This window comes from Sphingorhabdus sp., assembly GCF_040079335.1.
Taxonomy (GTDB): domain Bacteria; phylum Pseudomonadota; class Alphaproteobacteria; order Sphingomonadales; family Sphingomonadaceae; genus Sphingorhabdus_B.
In genome coordinates this window covers 1-18,116 of record NZ_JBEBKL010000003.1, presented here as the reverse complement: position 1 = coordinate 18,116, position 18,116 = coordinate 1, and the positions used below count along the sequence as shown (strand labels likewise).

Here is an 18,116-nt window from a genome sequence, read left to right as displayed (position 1 = left end):
GAAAGTGACTTACTCATCTAATACAGAGATGAAGGGAGACGGATAATGTCCCAGATGTGCAATGAATGTGCGACCGAGATCAGCGACGGCATGAAATTCTGCCCGAGTTGTGGTGCGAAGACGCCGGAAAAGCTCTCAGAAGAAAGCATACCGAACCAGGCGAAGCATTATGTCGGCGAAGCAGCCGATGAGCTGTGGGGTGCAACCAAGGACGCATTCCATACCGGAAAGCATTTGGCCGATCAGGATACGGTGAAAAAAGTTGCGGGCGGTGCCGCAATTGGTGCCGCTGCCAGCATTCTAGCACCCATTGGCTTAGCCACTGGAGCAGTCATCGGCGCGGGCATCGTCGCCTACCGCCATGTGAACAAGAAAAAGAACCAAGAAAAAGAGAAATAATGCGCTGCCCCTTTTGCGGACATGATGACAGCCAGGTAAAAGACAGTCGCCCGACCGAGGATGGTGCCGCCATTCGCAGACGGCGGCAGTGCGAAGGCTGTGGCGCGCGCTTCACGACCTTTGAACGCATTCAGTTGCGCGAGCTGACGGTCTTGAAAACCGAGGGTCGACGCGAGCCTTTCGAGCGCGAAAAGCTGGAGCGTTCGGTCTCTGTTGCGTGCCGCAAGCGCCCGATCGAGCAGGCGCAAATCGAAAAACTGGTGTCCGGCATCCAGCGCCAGCTGGAAACGCTGGGCGAAACTGAAATCGAATCCGCGCGTATCGGCCAATTTGTGATGGACGGCCTCAAGGGCCTCGACACCGTCGCCTATATCCGCTTTGCCAGCGTCTACAAGGAATTTGCCGAGGCCAAGGATTTCGAGGAGTTTGCCGGCAACGTCGCCGAAGCCGCGAAGAAGTGAGCGAGGCCCCCATCATCATTCTCGCCCGGCCGCAGCTGGGTGAAAACATCGGCAAGGCTGCGCGCGCCATGCTCAATTTCGGGCTGACAGAATTGCGGATAGTCAATCCTCGCGATGGCTGGCCCAATCCTGCCGCTGGCCCTGCCGCGTCGGGAGCGGACATTGTATTGGAGCAGGCTGAGGTCTTCGATACGCTGGCCGAGGCGACTGCCGACATCAGACATGTCTATGCCACAACCGTCCGCAAGCGTGGCGTAACCAAGCCTGTGCTGACACCTGAAGCGGCCGCCAATGAAATAATTCGTGCACCGGGCCGCAGTGCTATCCTGTTCGGTGCCGAACGGTCAGGTCTGGAAACCGACGAAGTTGCTATCGCGCGCAGCATCATCACGGTACCGATCAATCCAGAATTCGGTTCGCTCAATCTGGCGCAGGCCGTGATATTGTGCGCCTATGAATGGTCGAAGCACCAGTCGCTCGAAAGCCCGCCCAAAGTCGAGCTCGATCCCCCTGCCCCGCAAGTGGAGCTCGACGGGATGATCCTGCAGCTATTCGATATGCTCGATCAGCGCGGTTTCTTTTTCCCGCCGGAGCGCACCAGCGTGACCCAGCAAACGCTGCGCAATCTACTCACCAAGCCCAGCTGGAACAGTCTCGAAATCCGCACGTTGCGGGGGGTGCTGAGTGCGTTCAAGGAACGCAAGCGCTGAGACTGCAGCGTTCAGCCGCGGAGAGCGTCCCAGCGGCCATATTCATAGGCTATCGAGCCTTCGACCAGCGTTTCCCACATGTCTGCAATAACATCCTGCGGGATACGTAGATCGAGTGCCGCCTTGCGGGCATTTGCGATAACCTGCGCCTTGCGAACCTCATCACGCACCGTGTCGCGATCCCGTTTGATTCGCGCTGCTGCTTCCATATAGCCGAAACGCCGGGCAAGAAGCTGCACGAGCTGCGCATCAACATCGTCGACACCCGCGCGAACCTCGGCCATATCGGTGCAATCCGCTGGGTGTTTTATACCTTGGGGAGAAGTTTCTATTGTCATGGCCCGCGCCATTAGGGTTCAGTCGGCTTTCTGTCGAGCCGATACTTGACTTTATCCACACTCCCCGCCATAGGCGCGCCTTCGCAATTGGCCCCACACCCCGGTGAAGTGGCGGCCGCATCTGGCAAATTGGCTTGGTGGTGCGATCCGGGACTATTTACCTTCCCCGAAAAGTGGGAACCGGTTTTCGGATCAAGGAGGGTAAACAACATTGATGTTAGCAAGTTGAAAGGACTTTGACACATGTCGAAGCGTCAGAATTCGAAGTATAAAATTGACCGTCGCCTTGGCGAAAATATCTGGGGCCGCCCCAAATCGCCCGTCAACCGTCGCGAATATGGCCCCGGCCAGCACGGTCAGCGCCGCAAGGGCAAGATTTCCGACTATGGCCTGCAACTCCGCGCCAAGCAGAAGCTCAAGGGCTATTATGGCGACATCACCGAAAAGCAGTTCAAGCGCGCCTATCAGGAAGCGAACCGCATGAAAGGCGATACCTCGCAGAACCTTATCGGTCTGCTCGAGCGTCGTCTGGACATGATCGTGTATCGCGCCAAGTTCGCTCCGACCATCTTTGCCGCGCGCCAAATCGTCAGCCACGGCCACATCCGCGTCAATGGCGTGAAGTGCAACATTGCCAGCCGTCAGGTTGACGTCGGCAGCGTAATCAGCCTCGGCAACAAGGCCAAGGAAATGGCGCTCGTAATCGAAGCGCAGGGTCTGGCCGAGCGCGACATTCCCGAATATGTCAGCCCCGATGGCAATGACAAGGTGACCTTCGCGCGCGTCCCGACGCTCGACGAAGTGCCCTATCCGGTGAAGATGGAACCCAATCTGGTCGTCGAATTTTATTCGCGTTAATCAGCGGTCCATCGCAAATGTTCGAAAGAGCGGCTTCGGCCGCTCTTTTTTTGTCCTTGAACGAGAGCCGTTCGTCGAAAACCGCATCAAATCTGTTGCAATATTACAACATTATCTGGGTTTTATCTTACTTTCGTATGTAACATTCATTGGCCAGCAAGAATTGGCTTCCTACATAAGGGTCAACCACAGACGTGGTTTATCTCCCAATAAATCAAGGATATAAAAATGAAGAAACTTCTCATTCTTGCTTCGGCCGCTGCTGCCGTGATTGCAACGCCGGCGATGGCCGCAGGCGAAGGCCGCGTCGAAGGCCGTGGTGCAATTGGCTGGGGCGGTGGCTCCGATGATTTCTTCGCGGGCGTCGCTGCTGGGTACGATTTTGACCTCGGCGAGACTGCCTTTGCTGGCCCCGAAGTTTCATATGACACCAACTTTGACGGTGCCGATCTGGTCAATCTGGGCGGCCGTCTGGGCGCCAAGGTTGGCGAAAAGGGCAAGCTGTACATTGCAGCTGGCTATGAAGTGAACGACATTGAAGAAATCAATGCAGGCGTTGGCTATCAGCACAGCTTCAACGACAAGGTGTTCGGCAAGGTCGAATATCGCCGTTACTTCCTGAACGGCACCGATCTGAACGCCGCAGGCGTTGGCATCGGCGTGAAGTTCTAAGCTTCACAACCATCTGAAAAAGACGGGGCGGCTCCAGCAATGGGGCCGCCTTTTTTCATGCAGGCGGTTTGAAAACCGTAATGTGCGCCGACAGACATTTCCATTCATCGCCGATTTTGCGCCATATATCGGTGTAGCGGTTGATCCCTTTACGCCCGTCTTTCAGCTCAAAGTCATTTTCCGCATGAATCAGCGCAACGTCGCCAAAACGGCGGATGCGCACCGCGTCCACTGGAAAACTGCGGATATTCTGTTCAAAATAGGGAATTTGAAAGTCGGCCAGCGCATCACCGCGATCATGAAAGCTGCCATCGCCGAAGGTCACAACATAATCGTCAGCCAAATGTGCATCGAACCAGCCTGCATCAGCCCGCCGGAAAGCATCGACATATTGGCCATTGAGCTGTTCCAACACCCAAATATCCTCCCCTTTCGGATCAACTCCGTCCCAATCCAGACCGGCAGGCTTGCGCCGCGTGACAATATCCTCACCCGCCGTCGCGTTCAGCCGAGTCTCCTGTGATGCGATCAGCCACCAGGCGTTGCGGCGCCACACATAGCTGTCCGTGTAACGAATGCGCGTTCTATCGCCATCCTGGCGCGCAATTGTGGCTACACCTTCGATCAGGGCGACGCCATCGAACACGCGCACCTGTACATTATCATAATAGATTTCGACAGGCGGCTGATCATTGTTCAATCGCTGTAGAAAAGCTGATTTATCCATCCAGCCGCCGTCACGGCCGATGCCAAAAAAATCGTCGGCAGCCAGGCGTTCCGCAAATTCGCTGCGTTGGCCATAGCGTGAGTCGAGCATGCGGTGGTTAATCGCGTGCAACATCGTGATCGCAGCCTCGCCCTGGGGCTGCGTCGCAGCTTCATCTGATGCAGAAACCATAGTCGCGGACAGCAAGATGCTCGGTACAAAGAGGTAGGGATGCTTCATGTGTCGCCCTTATTGCAGCGTCGATTGCTTACCGGCCCAGGCCGGCATCGATTGCAAAAGCGTGCGTGCGAGTTCGACAGCGGCACTCAGATCAATACCCTGATGCCGGACAAAATAGTCCGCATTAAGTGCGACAACGGTGTCGAACGGTTTCAGATGACCGTTACTGTCGGCACAGGTCGAACAATAAGACGCATCGCGATTCCCGCCGGCAAAATCGTCTTCGCTTTCCATGGGAAAGCCGCACGACCCACAGGACGGGCAGTGAATATCAGACATGGATTGGCTCCTTTTCAATGATAGCCAAAAGTTGCGATTTGAGTGCGGCACCATGCCGCACGATTACACTCTCGCCGGGTGCAAACAGATCGCTGTTCAACAGATAATGGTTCGTCAGCGCGATCCAGATATTCGCCAGTGCCACCTTATCGAACGGGCGAGCCAACCCCTTGTCGATATCGACCTGCAGTGCGCGACCTAGACGCGCAGACACGCCGGACTGCATGGCCATGACATAAGCACGCGCACTTGCGGGCAAGCTCGACATTTCTTGCAACAGGGCACTGTGCAACTCCTCAGCTTCCCGCAGCACCGCAAGATGCGCATCGAGGAATTGGCCAAGGCCGAAGCTGTCGCTCGACATTCGGGCAAGATGATCGGTCAGACCGCTCCCGATCGCCTTTATGATCTCCATCACAAGCGCATCGCGAGTCGCAAAATGAACAAAGATTGTTCCGTGCGCCTTCCCGATCAGTTTTGCGATTTCGCCAGTGGTCGTTTTCCCAAAGCCCGACTGACGGACAAGCTCTAGCCCGGCCTCCAAAATCTGCTGCCGCGTTGCGGCGCGCTGCACTGCCCTTATACCAACCATGATGCCTGCCTTAAACTGATTAACGACTCACTGAGTTATCACTCATTAAATGAACCACGCCGAGTTTGCAAGCGCCGGGCAATATGATTTGGCAAAGCTCAATTTCGTTTGAGCAACAGCCTCGCCTCTGGCAGAAGCGCGGCATTCGTTTTCTGGAGAATGACATGCGCCTTTTGACGCTTACCCTTGTTTCGGCACTCGCATTGGCGGGCTGCAAGAAAGTCGATGGCCCCGACGCAACCGCACTACCCGAAGTTCCCGTCCCCGAACTGTCCGAAACGACGATGAAGGACATCACCCGCACGCTCTCCTCCGACGCATTTGAAGGCCGCGCGCCGGGAACTGCTGGCGAGGAAAAGACCGTCGCCCTGATGGTTGAAAAGTTCAAGGCTGCGGGGCTTGAGCCCGGCAATCCCTCCAGCGCCAAGGATGGCGGTTGGACGCAGGACGTGCCGCTCGTCGAGATCGCGGCAAAGAATTTCTCACCGCTCACGATTACCGGCAAGGACGGCAAGGCGATGAGCTTCGCCTATGGCAGCGAATATGTCGCTGGCAGCTATCAGGAGCAGGCTAAGATCGACATCAAGGATAGCGATGTCGTCTTCGTCGGCTATGGCATCAATGCCCCTGAAAAGGGCTGGAACGACTATGCCGGTGTCGATGTGAAGGGCAAAACCGTCCTCATCCTCGTCAACGATCCCGACTTTGAAACTTCCGGCCTTGAGGGGCCATTTGGTGGCAAGGCGATGACCTATTATGGCCGCTGGACTTACAAATTCGAGGAAGCTGCACGTCAGGGTGCTGCCGCCGCGCTGATCGTCCATGACACCGAACCTGCAGCCTATGGCTGGAATGTGGTCAATTCGAGTTGGACCGGCCCGCAATTCCTCGCTCAATCGAAAAATAGCGGTGCGGACCAGACCAAAGCCAATGGCTGGGTGCAGAAGGACGTTGCTGCCAAGATCATGGCCGCAGGCGGTCAGGATCTGACCAAGGCGATGGCTGCTGCCAAGAAAAAGGGCTTCAAAGCCGTTCCGCTCGGGCTGAAAGCCGGGGTGAGCTTTGAAAATGCGATCTCGAAGAAAAACAGCCGCAACATTGTCGGCATATTGAAGGGTGCGAAGCGGCCGGATGAATATGTGCTCTATACCGGCCACTGGGATCACCTCGGCCGCTGCACGCCGGTTGCTGGCGATGAAATCTGCAATGGCGCGGTCGACAATGCCACCGGCACAGCAGCGCTGGTCGCTTTGGCTGAAGCGCACAAAAAAGCTGGCGCTCCAGACCGCAGCATCGTCTTCCTTGCTGTGACCGCTGAGGAATCGGGATTGCTCGGTTCCAAATATTATGCGGAAAACCCCATCTATCCACTCTCCAAGACCGTCGGCGGGGTCAATATGGATGCCTTTTCGATGTCAGGTCCGGCCAAGAACCTGACCGTGATCGGCATGGGCAAGTCAGACCTCGACACCTATCTGAATGCAGCCGCAAAAATCGAGGGACGCACGCCTGAACGCGAACCGACCCCGGAAAAGGGCTTCTACTACCGCTCAGACCATTTCAGCTTCGCCAAGCTGGGCGTGCCGATGGTCTATTTTGAAGGTGGCGACGATCTGGTCAATGGCGGCAAGGAAGCTGCCGAAAAGGCCGCCAAGGACTATGAGGAAAACCGCTACCATGCCCCGGGCGACGAATTTGACGAAAGCTGGGATTGGTCAGGCGTAATGTCTGACCTGCGGCTCTACTATCGCGTCGGTCGCATGCTCGCGATGACCAGCGCATGGCCCAATTGGGTCGAGGGCGACGAGTTCCGCGCAATCCGCGACAAGAGCCGCGAAGCGAAGTAAGCACTATATGTCGCTCCGCATGTTGCCCGAATGGGACCCGCATGAACGCGTCTGGATCGGCTTTCCATCCGATCCCGTCGCGTGGGGCGAGCCTTTGGCCGAGGCGCAACGCCAGATAGCCGCGTTCGCCAACGCTGTGCATGATGGTGGTAGGGGCGAGACGGTGCACTTGATCGCCAAGGGAGCCGAAGCCACGGCGCGCGCCCGTGATCTGTGCGACGATGGCGTTATCATCGAAGACCGGCTGATCGGAGACATCTGGCTGCGCGACACCGGATGTATCCTGGCGGGCAGCGGCTCGGATCGCATTGCCCGCAATTTCGGCTTCAACGGCTGGGGCAATCGCTTCGATTATGAGGGCGACCAGACAATCGGGCGTGAGCTGGCGGAAGCAGCTGGCTTTCCGGTGACCGATTGCGACTGGGTGCTCGAAGGCGGGTCTATCGACGTCGATGGCGAAGGCTTGGCTGTCACCACGGTCGACTGCCTGCTCCACCTCAACCGCAATCCAGCGCTTGATCGTCCAGCCATCGAAGCGCTGCTGGCCCGCGATCTTGGTATCGACCGCTTGCTCTGGCTTGGTGATGGCCTCGCCAACGACCATACTGACGGCCATGTCGACAATCTCGCCCGTTTTGTGGCGGCAAGCCATCTGGTCATCCCCGAAGCGCGCGATGCCGATGACCCCAATGCGGCGGTCTATGCCGACGCCCAACGCCTGGCTGAAGCCTTTGGTTGCAAGGTCACCGCCCTGCCCTCGGTCGGTCGCTTCGAGCAGGATGGAGAAGCGGTACCAGCGAGCTATATGAACTTCTACATCGGCAACAGCGCCGTTGTGGTTCCAGTATATGGCAGCCGTTATGACGATGCGGCTTTGTCCGCACTGGAAACATTGTTCCCCGGCAGAAAGATCATCGGCCTGCGCGCCGATGCGGTGCTGACCGGTGGCGGCAGCTTCCATTGCTCCAGCCAGCAAATACCAATTTGACTGTATTCCTTTGTTACGCAAGCTGACGCATAAGGCTGACATGAATTCGAGAGAGAGGACCTCCCCTATGAAAATGACGCTATTACTTGCCTTGGCAGCCACCGCCCTTTCCGCGCCCGCTATTGCGGAAAATCATGGCCATAAGCACGACAAGGCACATGCCGCGATGCACAAGGCGCATCAGCAACGAATGGTCAAAATCCTCGCGGATCCTTCGCGTGCCGAAGATGCAAAGCGCGACAAATATCGCCACCCTGCCGAAACCTTCGAGTTTTTCCGCATTCATCCCGACCATGTCGTCGGCGAATATGCCCCCGGCGGAGAATGGATCTCGCGGACGCTCGGGCGCTATATGGAAGGCAGCGGCACGTTTAACGGCCTATATTTCAGCACCACCGTCTTTGCTGATGAAAAGACCCGTGAAGCCGTAAAGGCCGGCGCCGCTAAATTCCCCGATGACGTCGCGAAAGTCACCGGCAAGCCTGCGACCGACTATCGTGCCTTCACACTCGATGCCGTTCCAGAGGGCGCCAAAGGCACCTTCGACCGGATCATCGTCATGCGTATGATGCACAATCTGATGCGCTGGAACATGGCCGATCAGGAAATCAAGCGCATGCGTGAATTGCTAAAGGACGATGGCCTGCTCGGCATCGAACAGCATCGTGCCAAGACCGATGCGCCTTATAGCTATGCCGATGGCAACAAGGGCTATCTACGCGAAGCCGATGTCATCAAGTTTATGGAAGTGAACGGTTTTGAATTGGTCGCCAAAAGCGAAGTCAATGCCAACCCTAAGGACAGCGCCAACTGGCCCGACGGCGTCTGGACGCTGCCCCCCGCGCTGCGTCTGAAGGATGTCGACAAGGCCAAATATGAAGCGATCGGCGAAAGTGACCGCATGACCTTGCTCTTCAAGAAGCGTCCTTGAACGGCGAGTTTCTTATCCGCGCCCTGCTTTCGGGGCTGATCATTGCTGCCATCGCCGTCATCGGCAGGAAAGCCCCTGCCCTGGCGGCGCTGGTTGCATCGCTGCCTCTGATTTCGATCCTAGGAATGATCTGGCTGTGGCGCGATACCGGTGACGCGAAATTGCTCGCCGATCATGCAGAGGCGACCTTCTGGTATGTGCTCCCCAGCCTACCGATGTTCCTGCTGGTGCCGGCAATGCTGCGCGGCGGACAGAATTTCTGGGTGGCTCTGACCGCCGGCATTGCCCTAACCTTCATCCTCTATCTGCTGACAATCGGGATTGCCGCGCGTTTCGGCGTGCGGCTATAGGCAAGACATGACACGCACTATTACCGTCGCCGCGCTCCAACTGCCCCTACAGGGCAGTGAGAGCGAGAATATCGAAGCCGTTTCCGGACTGGTCGAGAAAGCGGCAAGCGACGGCGCGCAAATCATCCTGCCACCAGAGCTTTTTTCTGGCCCCTATTTCTGCAAGACACAAGAAGAGGCGCATTTCGCGCTCGCTCGCCCCACGTTGGAGCACCCATCGGTGCAGGCTATGGCGAAACTGGCCAAGAAGCTGAAGATCGCGATCCCAACCAGCTTCTTCGAACGCGACGGTTCGCATTTCTATAACACAGTTGCGATGATCGGCGCCGACGGCGAAATTATCGGGCAGTACCGCAAGAGCCACATCCCCGATGGCCCCGGCTATCAGGAGAAATATTATTTCCGCCCCGGCAACACCGGCTTCAAGGTTTGGGATGTGTTCGGCACGCGCATCGGCGTTGGCATCTGCTGGGACCAGTGGTATCCCGAATGCGCCCGCGCGATGGCATTGATGGGGGCGGAAATGCTCTTCTATCCCACAGCGATTGGCGCGGAGCCACAGGACGCAACGCTGGACACCCACCATATGTGGCGCCGCGCGATGGTTGGCCATGCGGTATCCAATTGCATGCCGGTGATCGCCGCCAACCGCGTTGGCGCGGAATCCGATCGTGGCGGAACAGCGCAAAAATTTTACGGCACGAGCTTCATCGCAAATGAATGGGGCGATATCGTCTGCGATCTGGATGACAGCGAAACCGGTGTGCTCGTCGCCAGCTTCGATCTGGATCAGGCGCAACTGCACCGCGCCAGCATGGGCTTCTTCCGCGATCGCAGGCCGCAGCTTTATGGGCGGCTGGTGGAGGATATCTGAGCCAGTCGCTCTATCTGATCGCGCTCGGTTCAAACCAGCGCCACGAACTCGCAGGCCATCCGCGAAAAATCATCGAGCAGGCCATAGAAGCCCTCGAAATGCCCGATGTTGACGTTTTCGCGCAGTCTTCGATCATCGAAAGTGCAGCGATTGGCGCATCAAGGCGCCGCTATGCCAACGCAGTTGCGGTCATCGCGAGTGATCTTGATCCCCCCGCTTTGCTGCACCGCCTGCAGTCGGTCGAAACCCATTTTGGCCGTCGGCGCATCGGGCAACGCTGGCGTGCGCGTACGCTCGATCTCGATATTCTCTTATGGTCAGGCGGGATCTGGTCAGGTGAGTGCCCCACGCTGGCCATTCCGCATGCAGCGATGCGCGAACGCAACTTCGTGCTTGGCCCGGCAACCGAAATCGCACATGATTGGGTTGATCCGTTGACCAACCTGACCATTCGTCAACTTTTTCATCGCCTCAACCGCCCCAAGCCGCTTGACCGTTTGCAAAGCCCGCATTAGGGGGAGCGCTCCTGAGCGCGCGGGTTTTTCCGCGCCGTGATGGGCCCTTAGCTCAGTCGGTAGAGCAACTGACTTTTAATCAGTAGGTCGCTGGTTCGAATCCAGCAGGGCTCACCACCTATCCCCTTGCAATCGACTTAGTGGCAGCTCGTGCATTTGCGCGCTATGCGGCAAAAAACTTGCGCCTTTTGACTCAATTTAATTGCGCGATTAAATTTCCCGGCTATTCTGTTGCCGTTCGATAATTGACAGAAATCGGGAGAAGGACGTGAAGATCGACAGCAGTATCGCCGCGGTCGTTACCGGCGGCGCATCGGGCCTTGGCCGGGCCAGCGCAGAAGCACTTGCCTACGCCGGCGCGAAAGTGGCTATTTTCGACATCAACGAGGCGCAGGGTGAAGAGGTTGCAGCCAAGATTGGCGGCATATTCTGCAAGGTGGATATCACCAGCGAAGAAAGCGTTGTTGCGGGCTTTGCAAAGGCGCGCGCTGCGCACGGGCAGGAACGCGTACTTGTCCACTGCGCGATGACGTCCAAGCGCGGGAAGACGCTGTCGTTCGACAAGGAAACGGGGAAGTACAAGCGAACCTCGACGGCTGACTATGAATTTGGAGTGCACGGTATTCTCGTCGCCTCCTATCGCCTCGCGTCGCTTTCCGCGCTCGGCATGAGCGAATTGGAGCCGATGGAAGACGGTGAACGCGGCTGCATCACACTCACTGCATCGGTCGCCGCACAAGACGCGCAGATCGGTCAGGTGATTTATGGTTCGGCCAAGGCGGGCGTAAACGGCCTTGTCTTGCCGCTGGCCCGTGACCTGATGGACCTTGGCATCCGCTGCAACTCGATCATGCCCGGCATTTTCGCCACCCCGCTGATGCTCGGTGCTCCGCAAAATGTGCTCGACAGCCTCGCTGCATCGGTGCCCTTCCCCAAGCGCCTTGGCAAGCCCGAGGAGTTTGGCAGTCTGGTGCTTGAATTGAACCGCAACACCTATTTCAACGGCCAATGCCTCCGCCTCGACGGCGCGATACGCATGGCCCCTCGTTAAACCTCGGGGTGGTCGCATGGCCCCCCGCTAATTCAACTGAAAGGATATTCCCATGGCAGAAGCCTATATCATTGACGCCGTCCGCACCCCGCGCGGGGTTGGCAAGCCCGGCAAAGGCGCGCTTTCGCACCTCCACCCGCAGCACCTCGCCGCGACCGTGCTGAAGGCGATCAAGGATCGTAACAATCTCGACACCTCGACCGTCGACGACATCATCTGGTCGACCTCCAGCCAGAATGGCAAACAGGGCGGCGATATGGGCCGTATGGCGGCGCTGGCCGCAGGCTATGACATTTCGGCCTCTGGCACCACGCTTGATCGCTTCTGCGGCGGTGGCATCACCTCGGTGAACCTCGCGGCAGCAACCGTCATGTCGGGTATGGAAGATTGCGTGATCGCAGGCGGCACCGAAATGATGAGCTTTACCGCTGCCTATGGCGCAGAACTCGCCAATGCGGGCATCAAGCCGCTCGGCATGGGTTCGGGCAATGCCGCGCTCGACGCCATCCATCCGCAGAGCCATCAGGGAATTTGTGGCGATGCCATTGCCAGCATGGAAGGTATCACCCGCGAAGAACTCGACGCGCTCGCGCTTTCGAGCCAGGAAAAGGCCGCCCGCGCCATTCGTGAAGGCCGCTTCGACCATTCAGTCGTTACGGTGTATAACGAAGACGGTACCGTCGCGCTCGATCATGAAGAATTCCCCCGTCCGGAAACGACCGCAGAGGGACTTGCGGCATTGAAGCCCAGCTTTGCGGGCATAGCGGATTTCGATCTTGGCGGAGGCAACAGCTTCCGCAATCAAATCAACCGCCGCTATCCCGATCTGAAGATCGAGCATTTCCACCACGCAGGCAACAGCTCGGGCGTGGTTGACGGCGCGGCAGCATTGCTGATCACCTCGAAGGACTATGCCGACAAAAACGGTCTAAAACCGCGTGGGAAAATCGTCGCTTATGCCAATATTGGCGATTGCCCGACGCTGATGCTCAACGCACCGGTTCCGGCAGCGAAAAAGGTACTCGAAAAAGCAGGTCTGAAGGTCGAAGATATCGACGTCTGGGAAATCAACGAAGCCTTTGCCGTTGTCGCCGAAAAATTCATCCGCGACCTGCATCTTGATCGCGACAAGGTGAATATCAATGGCGGTGCATGCGCATTGGGCCACCCGATCGGCGCCACCGGTTCAATCCTGATCGGCACGGCGCTTGACGAACTTGAGCGTTCGGGCGGCCGTTATGGCCTGATCACGATGTGCGCTGCTGGTGGCATGGCCCCGGCGGTCATCATCGAACGGATTTAAGTCTTAATAGGGGGCGGCCTGTAACTGGCCGCCCCTTTTGCTTACAGCGTCTTGATGATCGCCGAGAAGTCGAGACCGCCCTGCCCGGCCTTTTCAAAGGCGTCGTAGAGCGCAGCCGCTTTCGCTCCCATCGGCACATCGGCATCGACCGAGGCCGCAGCTTCCATCGCCAGCTTCAAATCCTTTAGCATCAATGCGGTGGCAAAGCCGCCCCGATAGTCATTGTCCGCAGGCGATTGCGGGCCAACGCCGGGGACGGGGCAATAGCTGGTCATCGACCAGTTCTGGCCCGATGCCTTGGACGAGATGTCGTAGAAGGTCTGCAGATCGAGACCGAGTTTCTCCGCCAGCATGAACGCCTCGCACGTTGCGATCATCGATGCGCCGAGCAGCATATTGTTGCAAATCTTCGCGGCCTGCCCTGCGCCCGATTCGCCTGCATGGATCACAGCCTTGCCCATCGCGGCAAGGATGGGTTCGGCGCGCGCAAAGGCGCTTTCGGTGCCGCCAACCATGAAGGTCAGCGTGCCGCCATTGGCAGCTGCTATACCGCCCGATACCGGCGCATCGACCATTTCATAGCCTGCCGCCGTCGCATCCGCGGTTACCTTGCGGGCGGTATCGACATCGATGGTCGAGCAATCGAGCAGGATCGCACCTTTGGGTGCATGGCCGATGACGTCACCTTCGTAGACGGCGTCGACAATCTTACCGTTGGGGAGCATTGAGACCACCGCTTCCGCATCGGCAACAGTCTCGCGCACGCTGGTGAACGGCACACAGCCATTGTCCTGCGCCCGCGCCAACGCTTCTGCAGACAGATCGAACGCGTTCACGCTGTGCCCCGCCTTCACAAGGTTCGCGGCCATCCCACCGCCCATATTGCCGAGACCGATAAAGGCTATTTTCATTGGCGTAATAAATCCCTTCCGACGATCATCCGCATCACCTGATTGGTGCCTTCGAGGATCGAGTGGACGCGCAGGTCGCGCCAGAAACGCTCGATCGGATAGTCGCGCAAATAGCCATAGCCGCCGAACAGCTGCAGCGCCTTGTTGACAATCTCGCTGCCATTGTCGGTCGCGAGGCGTTTGGCCATTGCGGAGAAACGGCTCTTATCGGGCGCTTTGGCGTTGACCTTGCACGCCGCCATATAGAGCAGCGCGCGCGCCGCTTCGAGGTCGGTCGCCATGTCGGCAAGCATGAACTGTGTGTTCTGGAAGTCGGCAATCGGCTGACCAAATTGCTGGCGTTCCTTGGTGTATTTGACCGCCTCGTCGAGGCAGCGTTGCGCCCCACCGAGCGAGCAAGCGCCGATATTCAGCCGTCCGCCATCGAGCCCCGCCATGGCAAAGCGGAACCCATCGCCTTCGGCGCCTACACGGTTGGCGACCGGCACGCGGCAATCCTCGAAAATCACCTGCGCGGTGGGCGATGCATTCCAGCCGAGCTTCTTTTCCGGTGCGCCAAAGCTGAGGCCGGGCGTATCCTTGTCGACGAGTAGGCAACTGATGCCTTTTGCCTTTTCATCACCGGTACGCACCATCACGACATAAATGTCGTTATAGCCCGCGCCACTGATGAACTGCTTGGTGCCATTGAGGACATAATGATCGCCATCGAGCTTGGCGCTCGTTTTGAGCGCCGCTGCGTCCGATCCAGAACCAGGCTCGGTGAGGCAATAGCTGGCAATCTTTTCCATGCTGACCAAGTCGGGAAGATAGCGCGCTTTCAACTCCGCCGAACCAAAAGTGTCGATCATCCAGGCGGCCATATTGTGGATTGAGATATAGGCGCTGGTCGCGGGACAGCCATAGGCCATCGCTTCCATGATCAACGCCGCCTCGAGCCGCCCAAGGCCAATACCGCCATTCTCTTCCGAGATATAGATTGCCCCAAAGCCAAGCTCTCCGGCGGCTTTCCAGACATCGACCGGATAATGGCTTTTCTCGTCCCACTCCCCCGCAAAGGGCGTGATGCGATCTGCGGTGAATTTGCGCGCCATATCCTGAATGGCACGCTGATCGTCAGTAAGGTCGAACTGGTTGGTCATTGCTCTACTTTTCCTTCAGCACCTGTTCGTTGAACAGAGCCGTCATCAATTTTGTATCGTTGCGCGCATACCAGCGCGGAGCTGGCAAGCCTTTCTGCCATGCCATCAATTCAGTCAACGTTCCCTGATGCGAAGGCACGTCGGTCAGCACGTCGCCGATCGGATCGGCATAAGCAGTATCGGCCGAAACAATCGCCCACCCGTCTGCCCGCAAGGCGGAAACAAGATCGCCGATAAACAATGCAGCAATATCGGTTTCGTGCAGCAGAAGCATATGCGCAGGCGACCTGCCAGTCGTCTTTACGGCCAGCTGATCATAGAAATTGGCCGCTTCGACATGCGTTGTGACATAGAAATTTCGCAGCGCTTCCATATCCATTGGCTTGCCATCCGCCTTGGCCTTGCTTGTCAGCGCTTCGATATGCCAGTCGCAGCCATCAACGGTGACGTAGCCGTTGCGAAGGCCTCGCGCTTTCAGGCCTGCCCGAACGGCGTCGCGCTTTTCCTTATCACTGCGGCCTTCGTTCAAATAAGGATAGCGGAACCAAGGACGGGTACCCTTGCGGTCTTTCAGCCAAGCGTCGGCCTGATCGATATCGGCGAGATAGGCTTCGACGGTGGAGTCGGTCAGTTGTGGGTGCGAATAGCTGTGGTTGGCGATCACATGCCCGGCCCGGACATAGGCCTTGATACGTGCCTCTCCGCCCAGGCCGTCCGGATCGCTCAGCTTTCCCGGATTGAGGAAGAATGCCGCCTGCTTGACCTTTGCCTTTTTTAGCTGGGCAATCAGCCGCTTGCTGCGTTCGTCGGGCGAGAAAAACGCGCCCCGCCCACGAGGCACGTCGTCAAAGCTCAGCGCAATGCGTTTTTGCGCGCTGGCAGGAACCGCTAACGCCCATATTGCGCAAAGCAGGAGCAGTAGCCGCACGGCTTCACCCCATCGTCGGAATGATGAATGCATTGGTCCCGTCGGGCGAACCATCGGGCCAGCGGGCCGTGACCTTCTTGACCTTGGTCCAGAATTTGATGCCTTCCATGCCATATTGGTCGGTGTCGCCAAAGCCGGAGCGTTTCCAGCCGCCAAAGCTGTGATAGGCAACCGGCACCGGGATCGGCACGTTGATGCCGACCATGCCGACATTGACACGGGCGGCAAATTCGCGCGCCGCATGGCCATTGCGGGTGAAGATCGCGACGCCATTGCCATATTGATGCTTGCTGGGAAGGCTTACCGCCTCCTCAAAATCCTTCGCACGCACCATCTGCAGCACGGGGCCGAAAATCTCTTCCTTATAGCTTTCCATGTCGGTGGTGACATGGTCAAACAGGGTCGGGCCGATGAAATAGCCTTCCTCATGCCCCTGCAGCTTATAGCCGCGCCCGTCGATGACCAGTTCGGCGCCTTCATCGGCGCATTTCTGGATCCAGCCTTCGACCTTTGCCTTGTGCTGTGCGGTGACCACTGGGCCATAATGCGCCTCGGGATCGGTCGAGATGCCAAGCTTGAGCGCATGGATCGCAGGGATCAGCTTTTCCTTGAGGCGTTCGGCGGTATCCTCACCCACCGGCACGACCACAGGGAGCGCCATGCAGCGTTCACCCGCTGAACCAAAGGCAGCCCCCGTCAAATCATTCACCACCTGATCTAGATCTGCGTCGGGCATCACGATACCGTGGTTCTTCGCCCCGCCCATCGCCTGCACGCGCTTTCCGGCGGCGACACCGCGGTTATACACATAGTGCGCGATGTCGGAGGAGCCCACAAAGCTGATCGCGCTGATCGCCGGATGGTCGAGGATCGCATCGACCATTTCCTTGTCGCCATGCACGACCTGAAAGATGCCTTCGGGCATGCCTGCCTCAAGGAACAGTTCAGCGATGCGATTGGGCACGCTCGGATCTCGCTCAGATGGCTTCAGGATGAAGGCGTTGCCGACGCTGGTGCACACCGCGCCCATCCACAATGGAATCATTGCGGGGAAGTTGAACGGTGTGATGCCGGCTCCAATTCCGAGCGGCTGGCGCATCGAATAGACATCGATGCCCGGGCCAGCACCTTGCGTATATTCACCCTTCAGCACATGCGGCAGGCCGCAGCAGAATTCGACGACCTCCAACCCACGCTGGATATCGCCCTTGCTGTCGGCAATAACCTTGCCATGTTCGGCGGAGAGCATGTGCGCCAGTTCGTCCATATGCTTTTCGATCAGCACCTTGAAATCGAACATCACGCGCGCACGGCGTTGCGGGTTCATAGCTGCCCAGCCCGGTTGCGCCTTTTGTGCGGCGGCCACAGCCAGATCGAGAACCGCCGCATCGCCGAGCGCCACTCGCCCCTGCACACCGCCATTATTGGGGTCCATGATGTCGCTGAACCGCGAAGCCGCAGGCGCACCGCCCACAAGGAAATGATCTATCTGACGCATGTCGTCTCTCTTTTCATAGGACTCAATATAGTCGCCTTAGGACAATTCCCATCGCCGCCAAAGAGCTAGTGTTGATTAAGCGATGATCAGGTCTTTCAGCAGTATCGAAGTGTCTGCCAGTTGCACTACAGGGAGAACTGCTCCCGCCTCGACCAGCTTGCGACCCTGCACATAGTCTTTCATCATATTCACGCAATCGAGCGCGATGATCATGCCATCTTTCAGGTAAATCACCGAAAAACTGCGCGTTGCCGGATCACCGCGCAGCACGGTCGAATCATGCCCGATCGACAGGCCAACGGTCTGCAATTTGAGATCATATTGGTTCGACCAGAACCAGGGCGTTGCCTTATAAGGCTGGGCATCTGCACCGCAGATGGTTTTCGCGGCGACAGTCGCCTGATCATTGGCATTTTGCACCGATTCCAGCCGGATCGTCGCACCGCCTGCAAAACCGTTGGCATGCGCTGCGCAATCGCCGATGGCGTAGATGTCAGGTAGGCTGGTGCGGCAAAATCCATCA

22 protein-coding genes and 1 tRNA gene are annotated in these 18,116 nt (G+C 57.8%); 14 read left to right on the top strand and 9 right to left on the bottom strand.

Features of this window, described 5'->3' with window-relative positions; genetic code table 11:
* The first annotated feature begins 45 nt into the window (after nt 1-45).
* The 3 genes from ABL922_RS01585 to ABL922_RS01575 are packed head-to-tail and all read left to right on the top strand — an operon-like array spanning nt 46 to nt 1,570.
* Entirely contained in the window at nt 46-399 is a 354-nt protein-coding gene (locus ABL922_RS01585) for a zinc ribbon domain-containing protein (protein ID WP_349022455.1), read from the top strand.
* On the top strand, nt 399-860 hold the full coding sequence (gene nrdR / locus ABL922_RS01580; protein ID WP_349022454.1) for a transcriptional regulator NrdR: 462 nt from the start codon (nt 399-401) through the stop codon (nt 858-860). Before ABL922_RS01585 ends, nrdR begins: the two co-directional genes overlap by 1 nt.
* Nucleotides 857-1,570, top strand: coding sequence for an RNA methyltransferase (locus ABL922_RS01575; RefSeq protein ID WP_349022453.1), 714 nt, complete (start codon nt 857-859; stop codon nt 1,568-1,570). The genes nrdR and ABL922_RS01575 overlap by 4 nt, the downstream gene beginning before the upstream one ends.
* Before the next feature lie 11 nt (nt 1,571-1,581).
* Here the strand turns inward: ABL922_RS01575 and ABL922_RS01570 are convergent, their stop codons facing one another.
* Complete coding sequence (locus ABL922_RS01570; protein WP_349022452.1) at nt 1,582-1,854, bottom strand: chorismate mutase; 273 nt, start codon at nt 1,852-1,854, stop codon at nt 1,582-1,584.
* Nucleotides 1,855-2,151: 297 nt separating this feature from the next.
* Here ABL922_RS01570 and rpsD point away from each other — a divergent pair, with 297 nt between their 5' ends.
* Nucleotides 2,152-2,766: a 30S ribosomal protein S4 gene (rpsD, locus tag ABL922_RS01565; RefSeq protein WP_349022451.1), complete on the top strand. Its 615-nt coding sequence runs from the start codon at nt 2,152-2,154 to the stop codon at nt 2,764-2,766.
* Between the two features lie 228 nt (nt 2,767-2,994).
* Complete coding sequence (locus ABL922_RS01560; protein WP_349022450.1) at nt 2,995-3,438, top strand: hypothetical protein; 444 nt, start codon at nt 2,995-2,997, stop codon at nt 3,436-3,438.
* Between the two features lie 55 nt (nt 3,439-3,493).
* Here ABL922_RS01560 and ABL922_RS01555 read toward each other — a convergent pair whose 3' ends face one another.
* Genes ABL922_RS01555 through ABL922_RS01545 form a run of 3 tightly spaced genes read right to left on the bottom strand, consistent with a single transcriptional unit; the run spans nt 3,494 to nt 5,255 of the window.
* The gene (locus tag ABL922_RS01555) at nt 3,494-4,384 is read right to left on the bottom strand and encodes a nuclear transport factor 2 family protein (protein ID WP_349022449.1); all 891 of its coding nucleotides are present in this window, start codon (nt 4,382-4,384) and stop codon (nt 3,494-3,496) included.
* Nucleotides 4,385-4,393: 9 nt separating this feature from the next.
* Entirely contained in the window at nt 4,394-4,663 is a 270-nt protein-coding gene (locus ABL922_RS01550; protein ID WP_349022448.1) for a zinc ribbon domain-containing protein, read from the bottom strand.
* Entirely contained in the window at nt 4,656-5,255 is a 600-nt protein-coding gene (locus ABL922_RS01545) for a TetR/AcrR family transcriptional regulator (protein ID WP_349022447.1), read from the bottom strand. Before ABL922_RS01545 ends, ABL922_RS01550 begins: the two co-directional genes overlap by 8 nt.
* 164 nt (nt 5,256-5,419) lie before the next feature.
* Here ABL922_RS01545 and ABL922_RS01540 point away from each other — a divergent pair, with 164 nt between their 5' ends.
* The 9 genes from ABL922_RS01540 to ABL922_RS01500 all read left to right on the top strand — a co-directional run bounded on the left by ABL922_RS01540 (nt 5,420) and on the right by ABL922_RS01500 (nt 13,114).
* Entirely contained in the window at nt 5,420-7,102 is a 1,683-nt protein-coding gene (locus ABL922_RS01540) for a M28 family metallopeptidase (RefSeq protein ID WP_349022446.1), read from the top strand.
* 7 nt (nt 7,103-7,109) lie between these two features.
* Entirely contained in the window at nt 7,110-8,090 is a 981-nt protein-coding gene (locus ABL922_RS01535) for an agmatine deiminase family protein (protein ID WP_349022445.1), read from the top strand.
* Between the two features lie 67 nt (nt 8,091-8,157).
* Complete coding sequence (locus ABL922_RS01530) at nt 8,158-9,021, top strand: methyltransferase (RefSeq protein ID WP_349022444.1); 864 nt, start codon at nt 8,158-8,160, stop codon at nt 9,019-9,021.
* Entirely contained in the window at nt 9,018-9,371 is a 354-nt protein-coding gene (locus tag ABL922_RS01525) for a DUF3147 family protein (protein ID WP_349022443.1), read from the top strand. The genes ABL922_RS01530 and ABL922_RS01525 overlap by 4 nt, the downstream gene beginning before the upstream one ends.
* Before the next feature lie 7 nt (nt 9,372-9,378).
* A complete protein-coding gene (gene aguB, locus ABL922_RS01520) occupies nt 9,379-10,245 on the top strand; it encodes an N-carbamoylputrescine amidase (RefSeq protein ID WP_349022442.1) in 867 nt (288 codons plus the stop codon).
* Nucleotides 10,242-10,760 carry a 2-amino-4-hydroxy-6-hydroxymethyldihydropteridine diphosphokinase gene (gene folK, locus ABL922_RS01515; RefSeq protein ID WP_349022581.1) on the top strand — a complete coding sequence of 173 codons (519 nt, stop codon included), beginning with the start codon at nt 10,242-10,244 and terminating at the stop codon, nt 10,758-10,760. The genes aguB and folK overlap by 4 nt, the downstream gene beginning before the upstream one ends.
* Nucleotides 10,761-10,801: 41 nt before the next feature.
* A tRNA-Lys gene (locus tag ABL922_RS01510) sits at nt 10,802-10,877 on the top strand.
* Nucleotides 10,878-11,028: 151 nt separating this feature from the next.
* Nucleotides 11,029-11,811 carry an SDR family oxidoreductase gene (locus tag ABL922_RS01505; protein WP_349022441.1) on the top strand — a complete coding sequence of 261 codons (783 nt, stop codon included), beginning with the start codon at nt 11,029-11,031 and terminating at the stop codon, nt 11,809-11,811.
* 52 nt (nt 11,812-11,863) lie between these two features.
* Nucleotides 11,864-13,114 carry an acetyl-CoA C-acetyltransferase gene (locus ABL922_RS01500; RefSeq protein ID WP_349022440.1) on the top strand — a complete coding sequence of 417 codons (1,251 nt, stop codon included), beginning with the start codon at nt 11,864-11,866 and terminating at the stop codon, nt 13,112-13,114.
* A 41-nt stretch (nt 13,115-13,155) separates the two neighbouring features.
* On the opposite strand, the gene mmsB is transcribed toward ABL922_RS01500, so the two are convergent.
* From mmsB to ABL922_RS01475, 5 genes are all read right to left on the bottom strand, one after another.
* Nucleotides 13,156-14,025, bottom strand: a complete 870-nt coding sequence (gene mmsB, locus ABL922_RS01495; RefSeq protein ID WP_349022439.1) for a 3-hydroxyisobutyrate dehydrogenase — start codon at nt 14,023-14,025, stop codon at nt 13,156-13,158.
* On the bottom strand, nt 14,022-15,167 hold the full coding sequence (locus ABL922_RS01490; protein ID WP_349022438.1) for an acyl-CoA dehydrogenase family protein: 1,146 nt from the start codon (nt 15,165-15,167) through the stop codon (nt 14,022-14,024). Before ABL922_RS01490 ends, mmsB begins: the two co-directional genes overlap by 4 nt.
* A gap of 4 nt (nt 15,168-15,171) precedes the next feature.
* Nucleotides 15,172-16,095, bottom strand: coding sequence for a polysaccharide deacetylase family protein (locus tag ABL922_RS01485; protein WP_349022437.1), 924 nt, complete (start codon nt 16,093-16,095; stop codon nt 15,172-15,174).
* 4 nt (nt 16,096-16,099) lie between these two features.
* Entirely contained in the window at nt 16,100-17,593 is a 1,494-nt protein-coding gene (locus ABL922_RS01480; RefSeq protein WP_349022436.1) for a CoA-acylating methylmalonate-semialdehyde dehydrogenase, read from the bottom strand.
* A 75-nt stretch (nt 17,594-17,668) separates the two neighbouring features.
* On the bottom strand, nt 17,669-18,116 hold a 448-nt coding region (locus ABL922_RS01475; protein WP_349022435.1), incomplete at its 5' end, for an oxidoreductase C-terminal domain-containing protein.